This window comes from Myroides profundi (assembly GCF_000833025.1).
Lineage (GTDB): Bacteria > Bacteroidota > Bacteroidia > Flavobacteriales > Flavobacteriaceae > Flavobacterium > Flavobacterium profundi_A.
The window spans coordinates 3,018,105-3,034,754 of sequence record NZ_CP010817.1 but is presented as its reverse complement, the minus strand read 5'-3'; the positions used below and the strand labels follow the sequence as shown (position 1 = coordinate 3,034,754).

15 protein-coding genes and 1 tRNA gene are annotated in these 16,650 nt (G+C 32.8%); 14 read left to right on the top strand and 2 right to left on the bottom strand.

What is annotated here, in order from left to right:
• Positions 1 to 243 precede the first annotated feature (243 nt).
• The 11 genes from nhaC to MPR_RS13265 all read left to right on the top strand — a co-directional run bounded on the left by nhaC (position 244) and on the right by MPR_RS13265 (position 12,020).
• The gene (nhaC, locus tag MPR_RS13315; protein ID WP_041893307.1) at positions 244 to 1,698 is read left to right on the top strand and encodes a Na+/H+ antiporter NhaC; all 1,455 of its coding nucleotides are present in this window, start codon (positions 244 to 246) and stop codon (positions 1,696 to 1,698) included.
• A gap of 553 nt (positions 1,699 to 2,251) precedes the next feature.
• The gene (locus tag MPR_RS13310; RefSeq protein ID WP_006258628.1) at positions 2,252 to 2,890 is read left to right on the top strand and encodes a peroxiredoxin; all 639 of its coding nucleotides are present in this window, start codon (positions 2,252 to 2,254) and stop codon (positions 2,888 to 2,890) included.
• A gap of 37 nt (positions 2,891 to 2,927) precedes the next feature.
• Positions 2,928 to 3,236 (top strand): thioredoxin family protein, encoded by a 309-nt coding sequence (locus MPR_RS13305; protein WP_006258627.1) that lies wholly within the window; start codon positions 2,928 to 2,930, stop codon positions 3,234 to 3,236.
• A gap of 20 nt (positions 3,237 to 3,256) precedes the next feature.
• On the top strand, positions 3,257 to 3,514 hold the full coding sequence (locus MPR_RS13300; RefSeq protein WP_006258626.1) for a DUF6952 family protein: 258 nt from the start codon (positions 3,257 to 3,259) through the stop codon (positions 3,512 to 3,514).
• Positions 3,515 to 3,735: 221 nt separating this feature from the next.
• Positions 3,736 to 4,236, top strand: a complete 501-nt coding sequence (gene tpx, locus MPR_RS13295) for a thiol peroxidase (protein WP_006258625.1) — start codon at positions 3,736 to 3,738, stop codon at positions 4,234 to 4,236.
• Between the two features lie 110 nt (positions 4,237 to 4,346).
• Positions 4,347 to 6,857 (top strand): DNA translocase FtsK, encoded by a 2,511-nt coding sequence (locus MPR_RS13290; protein ID WP_041893304.1) that lies wholly within the window; start codon positions 4,347 to 4,349, stop codon positions 6,855 to 6,857.
• Between the two features lie 9 nt (positions 6,858 to 6,866).
• The gene (gene lolA1 / locus MPR_RS13285) at positions 6,867 to 7,505 is read left to right on the top strand and encodes an outer membrane lipoprotein periplasmic chaperone LolA1 (RefSeq protein ID WP_041893302.1); all 639 of its coding nucleotides are present in this window, start codon (positions 6,867 to 6,869) and stop codon (positions 7,503 to 7,505) included.
• 8 nt (positions 7,506 to 7,513) lie between these two features.
• Positions 7,514 to 8,974 (top strand): LptF/LptG family permease, encoded by a 1,461-nt coding sequence (locus MPR_RS13280; RefSeq protein ID WP_041893300.1) that lies wholly within the window; start codon positions 7,514 to 7,516, stop codon positions 8,972 to 8,974.
• A gap of 25 nt (positions 8,975 to 8,999) precedes the next feature.
• A complete protein-coding gene (gene ribB, locus MPR_RS13275) occupies positions 9,000 to 10,133 on the top strand; it encodes a 3,4-dihydroxy-2-butanone-4-phosphate synthase (RefSeq protein WP_041893297.1) in 1,134 nt (377 codons plus the stop codon).
• Between the two features lie 208 nt (positions 10,134 to 10,341).
• A tRNA-Ser gene (locus tag MPR_RS13270) sits at positions 10,342 to 10,426 on the top strand.
• 274 nt (positions 10,427 to 10,700) lie between these two features.
• Positions 10,701 to 12,020, top strand: a complete 1,320-nt coding sequence (locus tag MPR_RS13265) for a site-specific integrase (protein WP_041893294.1) — start codon at positions 10,701 to 10,703, stop codon at positions 12,018 to 12,020.
• 110 nt (positions 12,021 to 12,130) lie between these two features.
• On the opposite strand, the gene MPR_RS13260 is transcribed toward MPR_RS13265, so the two are convergent.
• On the bottom strand, positions 12,131 to 12,385 hold the full coding sequence (locus MPR_RS13260; protein ID WP_041893291.1) for a helix-turn-helix domain-containing protein: 255 nt from the start codon (positions 12,383 to 12,385) through the stop codon (positions 12,131 to 12,133).
• A 215-nt stretch (positions 12,386 to 12,600) separates the two neighbouring features.
• Between MPR_RS13260 and MPR_RS13255 the strand changes: the two genes are divergently transcribed.
• Positions 12,601 to 13,008, top strand: a complete 408-nt coding sequence (locus MPR_RS13255; protein ID WP_041893288.1) for a helix-turn-helix domain-containing protein — start codon at positions 12,601 to 12,603, stop codon at positions 13,006 to 13,008.
• 66 nt (positions 13,009 to 13,074) lie between these two features.
• On the top strand, positions 13,075 to 13,812 hold the full coding sequence (locus tag MPR_RS13250) for a hypothetical protein (RefSeq protein ID WP_235280450.1): 738 nt from the start codon (positions 13,075 to 13,077) through the stop codon (positions 13,810 to 13,812).
• Positions 13,813 to 14,023: 211 nt separating this feature from the next.
• Here MPR_RS13250 and MPR_RS13245 read toward each other — a convergent pair whose 3' ends face one another.
• Positions 14,024 to 14,587 (bottom strand): hypothetical protein, encoded by a 564-nt coding sequence (locus MPR_RS13245; protein WP_052472751.1) that lies wholly within the window; start codon positions 14,585 to 14,587, stop codon positions 14,024 to 14,026.
• Positions 14,588 to 14,909: 322 nt separating this feature from the next.
• Between MPR_RS13245 and MPR_RS13240 the strand changes: the two genes are divergently transcribed.
• Positions 14,910 to 16,646 carry a hypothetical protein gene (locus MPR_RS13240; protein ID WP_235280449.1) on the top strand — a complete coding sequence of 579 codons (1,737 nt, stop codon included), beginning with the start codon at positions 14,910 to 14,912 and terminating at the stop codon, positions 16,644 to 16,646.
• The last annotated feature ends 4 nt before the right edge of the window (positions 16,647 to 16,650 follow it).

Below are 16,650 nucleotides of genomic sequence, written 5' to 3'. Positions count from 1 at the left end.
GTACATAAAGATTACATATAAATTACTTTAGATGTATGTAGTAAATATAGAGATTAGTTTTGTTTTTAACAATTTTTTTAAACCTTTAATTGAATTTATTAGCATTCTTTTTTATAATAAACTATGAATCAGTAAAGTAAAATGTGTATTTTTTACAACTATATTGTAATATGTTTTATTTTGCATAAGATATAACTGTAAAATCGTTACTTTCGCATCAAAATAAATTTAAGATTTAAGTAAATGAGTAGTAAACACGACAAAGTAGAGAAACCAATCACGTTATTCCAATCGCTAATTCCTGTTGTTATTTTGGTAGGATTATTAGCTATTAATGTGTTTGTATTCCGGGATGACGCCTTGTCTGGTACGAATCAGTTTATTTTATTAATAGGTGGTTCTATAGCTACTGTTGTGGGGATCTTTAATCATGTAAGTTATGATAAGGTGATCACGCAGATTATAAATAATGTTAGAGATACCTCTAGTGCCATCTTTATCTTATTATTAGTAGGTGCCTTATCAGGTACTTGGCTTCTAAGTGGGATTATACCGAGTATGATCTATTACGGGTTACAGATATTGCATCCCGCTATTTATCTACCAGCCTGTCTGATTATTACTTCTATTATATCTATTGCTACAGGTAGTTCATGGACTACATCCGCTACAGTAGGGATAGCATTAGTTGGGATAGGTAATGCGATAGGGATGCCTATAGGGATGATAGGAGGAGCTGTGATATCAGGAGCTTATTTTGGAGATAAGTTATCTCCATTATCAGATACGACTAACCTTGCTCCAGTGATGGCAGGTACAGACTTATTTACCCATATCAGATATATGCTGTATACTACAGTACCTACTTATATTGTTACGTTAGTGCTGTTTTCTGTTTTGGGAGTATTATATGGTCATGGAGGAGATGTAGATACATCAGTGACTTTACAGGCTATAGCAGATACATTTAATATTACACCTATATTATTTATAGTACCTGTATTTGTAGTCTTTTTGATCGTTAAGAAAGTACAGCCTATAGCAGCACTATTGATAGGAACACTATTAGGAGGAGTATTTGCATTAATCTTCCAGCCAGACATCGTAGTAGCGGTATCAGGTGGAGATACATTTAATTTTTATAATGCGTATAAAGGTGTTATGCTAGCACTGACTACAGATATCAGAATCTTGTCGCCATTAGAGAGCCTTAACGGCTTGTTTGAAGCAGGAGGGATGGCAAGTATGTTGAATACAGTTTGGTTGATTCTATGTGCTATGTTTTTTGGTGGAGCGATGGAAGCTATTGGAGCATTACAGAAGATCTCGATGGCTCTGTTGAATATTGCTAATAATGTATTTGGGTTATTTGCTAGTACAGTAGCCAGCTGTTTAGCGATTAATGTGATGACATCAGATCAGTACTTATCTATCGTGGTACCAGGGAAGATGTTCTCAGATGCTTATAAGGCCAAAGGGTTGGCACCAGAGAATCTGAGCCGTACATTAGAAGACTCAGGGACTGTGACATCAGTATTGATTCCTTGGAATACTTGTGGAGCATATCACTCAGGAGTATTGGGTATTCCTACGATGACTTATCTACCGTATGCATTTTTTAATTATTTGAGTCCATTTGTGACCTTATTATATGCAGTATTTAATTATAAAATTAGAAAGATAGTGAATAAGGCGTAAGAGATACCTTATATATTATAGAGAGAAGGGGCGATAAACTTAGGTAATACTAAGCTTATCGCCTTTTTTCATTGCTTGTTTTTTTATTCATTTTTGGGGTGGTCGGCTTGTGATAGGAAGGTTATCGCATAGTGGTCGCATACTTTTAGCCCTTTTTAATGCGATCACTATGCGATCACTTCTGTAAAAGTGAATAAAAGACGAGGAAATTAAAGGCTTAGACGAAGAGGTGGAAATTATTTTGTTGCACAACAAAATGGGCAGAAGGAAATATAGGAGAAATAAGTAGGTTTATAAACGAGGTGATATCGTATAGGTTACGTAAAGATTTCGTTTTATTAATATTATTATAACATGCTAAGATTTCATAGTTCTATATAAAATGACTATCTTTAGACATGTCTAAACTAATCAATAGACAATCCAATGTAAGTATAGATTTTATTTATGTTAGAATAAAAAACAATAATCAAGATTAATAGATTATCGTGTTTACTAGCCTTACATTTGTAAAAGAAATCAAGAAGGATTATTAACTTTAAAATAAATTATTATGTCTTTAGTAGGTAAAAAATTTCCAAACATCACAGTAGACGCAATGTCTGAAATGGGAGATGATTTAAGAATCAACATTTTCGAAGAAGCAACAAAGAACAATAAAAAAGTATTATTATTCTGGTACCCAAAAGACTTTACATTCGTATGTCCTACAGAATTACACGCTTTCCAAGCAGCTTTACCAGAGTTTGAAAAAAGAAACACTATGGTGATTGGAGCTTCATGTGATACTAACGAAGTACACTTCGCTTGGTTAAACACAGCAAAAGACAATGGTGGAATCGAAGGAGTTACTTACCCAATTATCGCAGATACTCAAAGAAACTTATCATCAGTATTAGGAATCTTAGATGTAGAAAACGAAGTATATAATGAAGAATTAGATTCAGTTCAAATCGAAGGATCTAACGTTACATATAGAGCTACTTACTTAATCGATGAGACTGGAAAAATTTTCCACGAATCAGTAAACGATATGCCATTAGGAAGAAACGTAAATGAGTACATCAGATTAATCGATGCTTACGCTCACGTACAAACTCATGGTGAAGTATGTCCAGCTAACTGGGAAGAAGGAAAAGATGCAATGAATGCTGACAGAAAAGGTGTAGCTGAATACTTAAGCAAACACTAAGAAATAAACCAGGTTACTAACCCAAAATTTAAAAAAAATGCTTTTAGAACTAGATAAAGATAATTTACAAGAAATTGTAAATTCAAATGAAAAAGTGGTTGTTCAATATGCTGCATCTTGGTGTGGTAATTGTAGAATTATGAAGCCTAAATTCAAAAAATTGGCAACAGAGAAAGAAAACATGACATTTGTAATTGCAGATGCTGAGAACTTCCCTGAGTCAAGAAAATTGGCTGATGTAAGCAATTTACCAACTTTTGCTACATTCGTAAACGGTAAATTAGTTAACCAAACTCAGACAAATAAAACTGAGGTGTTACACGAATTAGTAAACGAAATTGTATAATTTCATAAATCTGATATAGAATGAAATTACCAGTGATAAGACAGTTATCTCAATTCATTGCAGATAATGACCAAGATTATATTATAGAAACGCTAGAAGTATTAGAAAACCTAACAGAAGTGCCTTCTCTTAAGGATGAGGAACTAGATGTGATCGGTGAACTTATTTCTAATATGTATGGGGCTCTAGAGGTTCAGAAACTTGTAAAAGAAGGAGCTACCCAAAAAGAAGCGTTGAATACCTTTATGCAAAGAGTTTTAGGATCGATAGATAAATAAAACTCTCTTTATAAAATTTTTAAGGACTGTACTCAAAGTACAGTCCTTTTTTTGTTTTTAGGGTTAAATAAGACTGTAGTCCAATTCTATAAGACTGCATACGAGAGCTTCATTGATTATATATTTATTACATTTAGGTTTTGCTAATATATCTATCAGTATTTAGCATTATATTCTATCGAATTTTACTTATTTTTGTGTAACCTAAAAAATAAAACAATATGGCGACTGTAACATTAAAAGGTAATGCTATCCAAACTATCGGAACATTACCAGGATTAAATACAAAAGCTCCTGAATTCAATTTAGTAGGAGGAGATTTAGCTGATAAAACATTAGCAAACTATAAGGGAAAAAGAGTAATCTTAAACATCTTCCCTAGTGTAGATACACCTACATGTGCTACTTCTGTAAGACATTTTAACCAAGATGCTTCTAAACTAGAGAATACAGTAGTATTATGTGTTTCAAGAGATTTACCTTTTGCACAAGGGCGTTTCTGTGGAGCTGAGGGTATTGCGAATGTAGAGATGTTGTCTGACTTTAGAGACGGACAATTTGGAAAAGATTATGGGGTGCTGTTTACAGACGGACCTTTAAAAGGATTGTTGTCTAGATCTATTGTTATCTTAAACGAAGAAGGTACAGTAATCTATACAGAACAAGTGGCTGAAACAGCTGATGAACCAAATTATGAAAAAGCGATCGCTGCTTTAAAATAAGGGTTTTATATACATAGACTGCTAGTATATTGAATGATTTACTAGCAGTCTATTGTTATAAAAAGAATTAGGTTGAAAACAATATAGCCATATTGTCAATAAAAAAGGAAATGGAAAAAGAAAATACAACAAAAAAGAAAACTACAAAATCAACGAGTACGGCCAAACGATTTGATACAACGATACATATCAATAGCCGATTCTTAATCACTATACTGTTAATCATCAGTGGTATCGCACTAACGTTGAGTTTTATATCCTATTTAATCACAGGGATAGAAGATCAGAGTAACTTAGAATTATTAGGAGATAGACAGGCTGAGGTGGCTAACTGGTTAGGTAAACTAGGGGCATATCTAGCTCACCTTTTTGTATACCAAGGTTTCGGAGTAGCGTCTTTCTTTTTTGCAAAGTTATTAGTTCATTCAGGTATTTATGCCTTTTTCACTATACCAGCTAGAAGAATCAAGAAAGTGATTTTCTGGGACTTGTTCTCGATGTTATTACTGTCTGTTTTCTTAGGCTTTTTCTGGAGCAGTAATCCTCTTTTAGGAGGAACAGTAGGATATGAGTTAAATCTGTATTTTGTAGATTATCTAGGTACAGCTGGTACGGTATTGTTATTGTTGTTCTTTGCGATTGCTTTTGCGCTGTTTAGATTTAAATTATCACCTACTTCTATTCGTCAAGGATTAGAAGGATTGCCAGCGTTCTTTAAGAAGTTTAAAAAGAAACATATAGAGACTCCTGCTGACTTCGATAATAATGGACAAGCAAATCAGGTAAATGCAGAACCTGTAGCAGTAGCGAATAAGGAGGTAGAAGCACCGTCTGCTAAGCAGGAAACACCTGTTAAAGAAGAAGACTTTAGTTTCTATGAGCAACCAGAGTCTCCTAAGTCTGCTATAGTAGAACCTAAAAATATCAAACCGACGATAGAACATAGCTCTGAGTTAGTATTAGATCATAAAAATCCAAAGCCAAACGTAGAGAAGGCAGAATCTGTGACTGCAAAGGAAGCAGGTGCTAATGACTTCGTTATTGAAGAAATAAAAGACGAAGGAAGTTTAGAAGAGAATCTAGCAGCTAGATTAGTTCAAGACTTTGGAGAGTTTGACCCTACATTAGAGTTGTCTAATTATCAGTTTCCTTCTATTGAATTATTGAAAGAATACAGTGGTTCTGGAATTACGATAAATCAAGAAGAATTAGAAGAGAATAAGAATAGAATCGTAGACACCCTACGTAACTATAAGATCGATATTGCTCAGATTAAGGCTACTGTAGGACCTACTGTTACACTATATGAGATCGTGCCAGAGGCAGGTATTCGTATTTCGAAGATTAAGAACTTAGAAGATGATATTGCTCTTTCTTTATCTGCATTAGGTATCCGTATTATTGCACCCATACCAGGTAGAGGAACCATAGGTATAGAAGTACCTAATAATAGCCCTTCTATTGTGTCTATGAGAAGTGTGATAGCTTCTCCTAAATTCCAAAGTGCTGAAATGGAGTTACCAGTGGCACTTGGTAAGACGATTTCGAATGAGACTTTCGTAGTAGATTTAGCTAAAATGCCTCACCTTCTGATGGCAGGGGCTACGGGTCAAGGTAAGTCTGTCGGGTTGAATGCTTTATTGACATCACTTCTATATAAAAAGCATCCAGCCGAAGTGAAGTTCGTATTAGTTGACCCAAAGAAAGTAGAATTAACTTTATTTAATAAAATAGAACGACATTATTTAGCTAAATTGCCCAATTCGGAAGATGCTATTATAACAGATAATACGAAAGTTATTAATACGTTGAACTCTCTGTGTATCGAGATGGATAACCGTTATACGCTATTAAAAGATGCAATGGTTAGAAACATCAAGGAATACAATGAGAAATTCAAACAGCGCAAGCTAAATCCTGAGAATGGACACCGCTTTTTGCCTTATATCGTATTAGTAGTGGATGAGTTTGCAGATTTGATTATGACAGCAGGTAAGGAGGTAGAGACCCCTATTGCACGTTTGGCTCAGTTAGCTCGTGCTATTGGTATCCACTTAATTATCGCTACACAGAGACCATCTGTAAACGTTATTACTGGTATTATTAAAGCGAACTTCCCAGCACGTGTAGCTTTTAGAGTTACTTCTAAGATAGACTCTCGTACAATCTTAGATCAGCAGGGAGCTGATCAGTTGATCGGTAGAGGGGATATGTTGTATACACAAGGAAATGATTTGGTGCGTGTACAGTGTGCTTTCGTAGATACTCCAGAGGTAGAAAAATTGACAGAGTACATAGGGGCACAAAAGGCGTATCCAGAGGCTTATATATTACCAGAATATGTAGGTGAGGAGGGAGCTAGTAATTTAGATGTGGATATTAGTGAGAGAGATCCTCTGTTTAAAGATGCTGCAGCTATCATCGTTACAGCACAGCAAGGGTCAGCTTCATTATTACAAAGAAAGTTAAAACTAGGTTATAATCGTGCAGGTAGATTAATTGATCAGCTTGAGGCTGCAGGTATTGTAGGGCCATTCGAAGGAAGTAAGGCGCGTACAGTGAATGTACCAGATTTGATGGCTTTAGATCAGTTTTTTGATAATGAAGAAAACAACAATTAAAGAAATAGAATGAGAAAGATTATTGCACTTATAGGGATAGTACTATTTGCTTTTTCAGCAAATGCACAAAGTAGTCAACGAGCTAAGAATTATCTATTAGAAGTAACGAAGAAGATAAATGGGTATGAGAATATCTCAATAGACTTTTCTTTTAATCAAAAAGGGGCGAGTAAAGACTTCGATGGCAAAGGACATCTGGATCTAAAAAAAGACCTTTATAACCTTACTTTTATGGGGATAAAGAAGATATATGATGGCAAGAAGATATACACTATCTCAGATGAAGATGAGGAAGTGACAGTCTCTAAGTTTAATGAGAAAAATGCAGATGGAATATTGCCTTCTCAGATGCTGACTTTTTTTAATCAAGGATATACGTTTCAGTGGGATATCTTACAGAATGTAGATGGTAAGAAGGTACAGTATATTAAGCTAATACCTACAGATAAAAAGTCTGTTATAAAAGAAGTATACCTAGGGATAGATACAGCAACGAAAGATATCTATAACAAGATTCAAGTAAATAAAGACGGTTCTAAATCAACACTGACGGTTAATTCTTTTAAAACAAATCAGTCAATGTCGAAAAATCATTTTACCTTTACACAGTCGTTGTACCCTAATTATTACATCAACAATATAGATTAAAGATTTAAGTGAAAATACTTGACCGTTATATTTTAAAAAGCTTTATAGCAACACTGCTAACAGTGTTCGCTATATTATACTTTATTTTTATCCTACAAGGGGTGTGGTTATTCATCTCAGAATTAGCAGGAAAGGATCTGGATTTGATTGTGATTGTTCAGTTCTTACTGTTCTATTCACCTAAGATGGTACCCTTAGTATTGCCCTTGTCGGTTTTATTAGCATCTATTATGACCTTTGGTAGTTTTGCAGAGAACTATGAGTTTGCGGCTATGAAGGCTTCAGGGATCTCACTTCAGAGAGCGATGCGCCCATTGTCTATATTCATATTTATATTGGCAGGAGTGTCTTTTTGGTTTGCCAATGATGTTATTCCTAAGGCTGAGTACAAGTTTTTAAACCTTCGAAAAGAAATTATTCAAACTAAACCTGCTATGGCAATAGCCGCAGGACAGTTTAATGATTTGGGACAAGTCAATATTAAAGTGGATGCTAAGACAGGTGATAAAGGTCAATACTTAGACAATGTAACGATGCATGTCAAGTCTAGTTCTGGTTATGAGAACAAGACTGTGATAAGATCTGTTAACGGGGAATTAGAGACAGAAGAAACATCTAATATCTTAAAACTTCACTTATTCGATGGTAACTACTATGATGATGTAATAGCGAAGAATTATGAAGAGCAGAAGAAAGAACCGTTTATCAAAACTTCTTTTGAGAAATACACGATGAATATAGATTTGAGTAGTTTTCAAGATGAAGGAAAAGATGAAGATAAGATTACGAATACCTACGGTATGCTTAATATAAAAGAGCTGAACTATACGATAGACTCTCTTCAGAGATCGATGAATGTAGAGAAAGCATCTAATACAGATAACTTAACTTTGAGATTAGGAAATCTGTTATCTATGGATCGTCAACCTGCTAGTAATGATACTATTGCTAGAATAGAAGTAGCTGATACAGATCTATTAAAAGGATTTTCTTATGATAATCAGAGTAGAATATTACAAGCTGCTATAGATTATACAAATAATATAAGCTTTAATACAGAGAGCAATGATCTGTCTATCTTAAATCAAGTAAAGAAGATAAACGATCACTGGTTAGCGCTGTATGAGAAGTTTGTGATTGCCTTTTCGTGTTTCTTGATGTTCTATATTGGAGCACCGTTAGGAGCTATTATTCGAAAAGGAGGAATAGGGTTGCCAATCGTATTTGCAGTAGGTATTTTTATTACCTATCACTTTATAAATACTTTTGGAAGAAAGATGGCTCAAGAGGATGGTATTCTCCCATTCTTTGGAGGGTGGATAGGATCTCTAGTTCTTACTCCATTAGCAATATATCTAACGTATAAAGCAACAAGAGATAATGGAGATGTTAGCTTTAGTCTATCGTTAGATACATTTAAAGATTTATTTGTTGCTTTAAAGTCAAAAAGACAACAAAAAAAGAAATAATACAAAACAACAAAATACAACTATAATGTCAGATAATCACATTCAATTAAACACTATCGAAGAAGCTATTGAAGATATCAAAGCTGGAAAAGTAATCATAGTGGTAGATGATGAGGATCGTGAAAACGAAGGCGATTTTATCGCTGCTGCAGAAATGGTTACTCCAGAAATGATTAATTTCATGGCTACTCATGGACGTGGACTTATTTGTGCTCCCCTTACTAAAGAGAGATGTCAAGAATTAGACTTGCATCCGATGGTAACTAATAATACTGTATTGCACCAGACTGCTTTTACAGTATCTATAGACTTAAAAGGACATGGATGTACGACAGGTATCTCTGTATACGATCGTGCTAAGACAATAGAATCATTAGTAAAAGAAGAGACTACAGGAGAAGATCTTGGTCGTCCAGGACATATTTTCCCATTGATTGCTAAAGAGGGTGGTGTACTGAGAAGAACAGGGCATACTGAGGCTGCAGTGGATATCTCAAGATTGGCTGGGTTTAAACCAGCAGGTATCTTAGTAGAGATTTTAAATGAAGATGGTTCTATGGCTCGCCTGCCACAACTAGTAGAGGTAGCGAAGAAATGGGACTTAAAAATTATATCTATTGAGGCTCTTGTAGCTTATCGTATGAAGCACGATAGCTTAATCGAAAAGAAAGAAGATTTTGTATTAGATACGAAGTATGGTTCTTTTAGACTAAGAGCGTATCAACAGAATACAAATGGACAAGTTCACATTGCATTGACAAAAGGGGAATGGAATGCTGATGAGGCTGTTTTAACACGTATTAATTCAACGATCGGTAATAATGATATCTTAGATGCCTTAAGTGGTAAATTAAGCATTCGTATGGAGAATACGTTTGCTAAGATAAACGAAGGGGATAAAGGAGCGATCTTATTCATTAATCAAGAAGATCACAATGCAAGTCTTTTAAATAGATTAGCTGTGCTTAAAAACTCTGGAGCGAAATTAGATCTTGATACAGCTAAGTTATCAGGAGATGAAAAAGACTTCGGTATCGGAGCGCAGATATTACATGACTTAAATATTTCTAAGATTAAGTTGTTGTCTAATTCTGCTCAAGGTAAAAGAGTGGGGATGACAGGATATGGTCTAGAAATCACAGAATATATCAATTACTAATAGTATAATTAGTTTTTAGAGGAAGAATAAGAAGGTCTTGATAAGTTTTTTACTTATTAAGACCTTTTTTTATTCTTTATAAATATTTCATGCCGAGAGAGTTAGTTTTATTGCGAAAAAAAAGTGTTTTTTTTAGTATATATTTTTTTGCAGAATTGAAGGAAGTGTCTATATTTGCACTCGCAATACGGAAGTAATGCAGACCACTGGAGAAATGGCAGAGTGGTCGAATGCGGCGGTCTTGAAAACCGTTGACTGTAACAGGTCCGGGGGTTCGAATCCCTCTTTCTCCGCGAAATTATAAATAGTAACTTTTTAAAAGTTATTAAAAAAGCAAAAAACCTATGATTCACAATGAGTTATAGGTTTTTTCTTTTTTTAGGGGTATTACATTATTTTTAAAAGTGCACCCAAAAAAGTTACAGATTCGGTGCACAAAAAAATTTCCTAGTGATGTGCACCTTTCAACTTAACGAACCCTTACGCCAAAAGGCGCCAGAGAGTTTTAAACTGTGATTTTGGAACGTTTTAATTCGACATTTATTAATATTTAAAAACAGTTGAATTATGTTAGAAAAACAGTTGTCAATTAATTTCTTTCTCAAACCAAGTAGGAAGAAAAGTGATTTAAGAGGTGTTTACCTAAGAATCACAGTAGATGGTATTCGCAAAGAGACTTCACTTAGTCATAGATGGGATATCAAAAGATGGAACCAAAAAGCAGGTCGTGCTAATGGCACTAAAGAAGACGCTAAAACCTTAAACTACCTATTAGATACAATTGTATCTAAAATTACTAAGTACAAATTAGAGCTATTAAGTAATGAATTACCTATTACTGCTTCAATTCTTATGGATCATATACAAGGTAAAGGGACTAGTAGGATTAAAGTTTTAGAAGAATTCCAAAAGCACAATGATGAAGTTTTTAAACTTGTACCTAAAGAGTATGCTATTGGAACACATGAAAGATATGTAACAGCTAGATCGCATGTTGGAGAGTATATCCGTTATGTATATGGTAAAGAAGATATAGAGTTTAGAGAACTCAATTATGAGTTTGTAATTGGCTATGAACACTATTTAAAGACTGTTAGAGCGTGTTCTAACAATACGGCTATAAAGTATATATCAAACTTCAAGAAGATTGTTTTACGGGCTGTTGCTAAGGGAATAATATCTTCTAATCCTTTTGTACAATACAAACCTAAAAAGACGAAGCTCAATAAGAAACCATTAAGCAAACAAGAACTATCTATTTTAGAAAACAAAGAGTTCCAAAATGATAGAGTAAGTACGGTAAGAGATGTATTTGTATTTCAGTGTTATACTGGTCTTGCTTATATCGATGTATTTCAACTAAAGAAAAGCGATATTACAAAAGATGAGGAGGGCAATTTGTGGATAAGAACTAACAGACAAAAGACAGATGCGAATATAACTATCCCTCTACTTCCCAAAGCAATAGAGATAATGGAAAAGTATAAAGATCATCCTGATTGTATTGGTAAAGATATTGTTCTTCCAGTTCGTTCTAATCAAAAGATGAATGAGTACTTAAAAGAGATTGCTTCACTTTGTGAAATTAGTGAGTTAAACACTCATAAAGCAAGAAGAACTTTTGGAAGTACGGTAACTCTTGGCAATGGTGTACCTATTCATGTAGTCAAAGAAATGTTAGGACATCACTCTGTTAAGCAGACTGAGGAATACGCTCTAACAGAAGAAGAAGCTATTAAGACTGAAATGCAGATTTTAAAAGGTAAACTTGAAGGGAAATCAAATAAGCAAAGTGATAATTACACAGATTTACTAGAGAGTTTAAAAAAGCTAAACCCTGATAAATTAACCCAACTAACTAATTTTATTAATCAGTTAAATGGATAATAAAAACTCCCTTAAATTCTCTACTCTTTCTAACAATTCAACTGTTGTATTGCAAGTAAGGAATTTAAGGAAGTCAAGTTTCAACCTTTTTAATGAGTAGAAGTTTACTTCTACTCATTAAAAAGGTTCTCTATCTCTTTTCTGTTGTAATAATACGAACCAAGTATTTTGCGATACTGCAATTTACCACTGATTCGAAGAGTTTGTAGCGAAGCTGGCGAGATATTTAGTAATTGTCTTGCTACTTTAGCCTTTACCCATTCAAGAGAGGTTTCTTTGTTTTGCTTGACTAATAGATCTTTTAATTCTCCAATGATTGTTTGAGCAAACAATCTTAAATCGTCTTTTGTAATTTGACTTTCCATGATAGTTGTTTTTTTGGTTAAACAACTAAACTAAAATCAAAACAGATTTCACTTTGTTTTTGGCAGTTTTAGAGTCTATTTGGCTATGAATTTCCTATTAAACAACTATAATATTCTCATATAGGGATATCTTACCGATTATTTTATAACTTTACAATTCAATCTTTTTAAATCATTGGCTTTATCTTTGAGCCTTCTTAACTCAGCTATTAATTATGGAACATAAAATACATCAAGGAAGAAATGTAAAGCGTTTTAGAGAAATGCTTGGAATCAAGCAAGAGGTTCTTGCTTTTGATTTAGGAGATGATTGGAATCAAAAAAAGATATCTCTACTTGAACAGAAAGAAGTCATTGATAATTCATTACTACAACAGATCTCTAAGGTGCTAAAAATACCTGTAGAAGCAATTGAGAACTTTGATGAAGAGCAAGCGATTAATATTATTTCAAATACGTTTAATGATGAGGCATTTATTGGCAATTCAGGAGCGATTTTCAATATCAATCCTATGCAAGAAATTGTAAAGCTTCACGAAGAAAAGATTGCCTTATATGAGCGTATGCTTAAAGAGAAAGACGAAATGATGAATCGTTTAGAGAAGTTGATTCAAACGAAGTAAATAGACTAAAATTTAAAAATATACGACACAAAGCTTAACCTATGGTTAGGCTTTTTTGTTAGAATTATGGAAAACCGTATTTTAAAAACGCTAATTATTTATATGTTTGAAGATAAAATAAGTAAAAATATTATCATGATAAAAATAGGTGCTTTAATTGGAGTTGTTTTATTGTTCGTTGGGTGTGGTAATAAAAACCAAGAAGAAGGTAAGCAGTTTGTTCAAGAACAAGAAGAAGTGTTTACAGAAGTAAACAATCAAGACAATTGGAAAGTAGTAAATGTGGAAAATTATCCTAATTTCAATAAGAGTACAGTATACATTGAACTAAAAACAAAAATCTCTGAAAATGAATTAAAAAAAATTGGTGAAATAATTAGAAACATGTATTCTGCATCTAATCTATATGTTTTTTATAGTATTCAAAATGGAGCAGAAACTTGGGCATATACGCACTTTAGACCTTCTTTAGAGCTAAGAATAATTGGATCAACTATTGAACAAGATGCTAAAATAGAACAATCAGAAGAAGTAAAAGGAGAAATTCTTGGTAAATGGAAAAGTCATAATAGCTTAATGGGATCTGTTTTAATATATCATCAAATAGATAAAAAGAAGTATATGACAATAAAATTTTTTGATGGAGGTGAGTCTGTAAAAAAAATAAAAGTCCTATCTCAAAAAGGAAAGACAAAGTTGACTGATAATAATGGATTCGGAGAATATTATATATTAGAAGATAATGGTAATTTAGGAATGTACGGCGAGAATGGTAAATTTGATGAAGCTGTAAAATTAGAATAAGTAAACAACAAATACCCATTATATATTGGACATAAGAAAAAGCTAGAGTACATATAATTTTGTACTCTAGCTTTTTTGCTTCTTGTATTCTCGTAATTAATACTCTTTTCTCTTTATCAATTTTGCGACCTTCGGGAGAAAAACGAGTGGTCTTTGATACTGGAAAATTTTCAATTTGTAAGGACAAAGACACATCTCGATAATTCTAACGTCATTTCGTTGTGGATAATAGCTCCTCAGAATCTTTAAGATAACCTCGTTTATGGATTAACCAACAAGCATCTAGTAGCTTATATAAATAGATAGGAGGAATTTGGTAATATACTTCAAAAATTTGCTTTTCTTTTAAAGCATCTTGTATATAATCAGATGAAAAATAATCTAAATCTTCTAGGCTAACCATTGTAAAAATATTCTTGAAGGTCATATAAGGATTTAAGTACTCTTCTAATGTGAGAGAGCCTAAGTAGAAATCATTAAAATTATCTGTTTTAGGGACAGTTAATTTTCGTTTTTCAAATCCTTTAGGCTTTTTAAAAATAGTATAACATGCTCTAAACATAGAATGGAGTATGAAAAATCTATATACCATATCCCCAGCAGTTCCTTTATACCGTTTTTTTATTTCTAACACATAATATGAATACTCATTTAAAAATGTCTTATAGCTTTCTAAGCTGTAGGAAGAAAACATCTCTTTAATAATTTTATAAGGGCATTTGATGCCTCTTTTAGTCCACAAATGTGATTCTAAGGGGATTTTGATTGCTTTCATAATTCAAGTTTTTTAAGGTTTATATAAAAGTACCTTCTTACATATTGGTAAACTATTCTATATCAGGGATAAAATATGCATTTAATCAGCCTGAGTATTATCTTGATCAGTATTTAGTTCAACAATGCAAGTCATTAAATCGATGAATATGCGTATCATCCCAAATCAAATAATACTTTCTTTATAATTTTTTAGATTCATAAAAATGAACTTTTTGTAGAAGATATACTATTCGCATCACAAACTATAATATCTTTTAATTGAATAGATTACCTTAAATCAAGGTAGGAAATTGCAGTTGTTAACCTTAAATACGGTAATTATGAAATCAATCATTAACAAGCTTGAAAGCTTAAAATTATCAAGCGAACTAAAACATGAACTTGAAGAATTAATCAAAAAAAAATTAGTGGGATTTATTTTTTATTCACAGAATAACTTGCTCAATCATTCTATTATTACCCTTTGTTTTTACGATATTGATGAACTAAATTATATTCGTAAAAGCAAATGGATTACTAAAGGGATTAATCACTACCAAGTAAATATTTATTGCTTATGTATCAAAGATTTTTATCAATCTGATTCTTTTCAGAATATAATGTATTCAATATTAAACTTCCAAAAAGAAAATCTCACTTATGGTTCTTTACTTGATGCCGAACCTTTGTTTAGTTTGCATCAATCCAAACAGAAAGAAAATGATTTTGAAAAATATATTTCTAAATGGTTTGCTAAGCATTACAAAAGAAATACTAAGTTTTTAAAGTCCTTAAAAAAGGAGTTGAAAACTAATCTTATAAATGAACAATCTGCTATGCTTGGTATAAAACAAGTAATACAAGATACAAAAGAAAGAGTTCAACCTATACTATCAGGGAGTATTCAGTATAGTAATGCTTCTTTTCTAAATTTTGTGTTTACTCATTGCTATCCTGTTCAAGATGTTTTTGAAGAAAACTTTGACTTTTATGCAGAAGATATGGTTTCATTATTTAGAGAAGAGCTAAAACCAAAGAAAATTACTGAACAGACAGAACCCAAAAAACAACTGACAATAGGATATTTCCTTAACATAGCACAGTGTTTTTTAGAAGCTATGTACATAGAAATACCACATCGAATACTAAGTAAGTATAGATACATAGTAAACAAACAAAAATTACTATCATTAGATAGCCCAGAACAAATAACGGAAATACAAGAGGCTCTTGAGGAAAGAGCAAGAAAGGCTTTAGAGAAATATAAAAAGGTGAAGTCATTTTATCTAATAAAAAGAAGAGCTAATGAGCAGGTACTCTTAAGTTCTGAGCCCCCAACTCCCTGTAAACTACATCTACTATTAATAGCAAGTGTTGAGACGTTGCACATCAATGAAGAGGGAAATATAAGACAATACGTTTCTTTTCATACTGAAGATTTAGTTGATGTAACCACAATCTTAATAAAAAAATCAAATTGGCATTTACATATACCTGTATACCATTCTTTCTTTAGAACAAATCTAACAGAGAATAAACTGTGGATTGGAGCACCACTAATAGCTGAGAATCCAGATTTAGAAACGTTCCCATTAAGTGAACTTAAACTAAAATTTTGGACAGAATGTAAAGCAATGGTTAAACCTATTGTAAAAAGGCTCAGTTACCAAATAGAGGACTGTCAGAGCGATGCAGATGTGATTTTATATAAGTATACCTTACAGCAACTTGCAATGGCTATACTTTTTGCTAAAATGGATTATATGCCACAAGTACACACTATAAGTTATCTATGGCGCTTAATTCAATGGTATGCCCCAGAATTAAATCTTGTTATTGACTGTGATAAGGAGATAAGAGAAATACTATTTGATAATTATACAAGTCTTAGAAATTATCCTAATATCAAATTCCCAACTGTTAAATACACAGAAGAACAGTGGAGCAGAGTTTATTATTTCATTTGTAAGATTTATGAGTTTGCTAAAGAGTGTTATCTACAATATGAAAAAGGCATATCTGATTTTGAGTGTAATAAAGGATTAAACAATATAGAAGAGGTTTATACACAAAATTAATTAA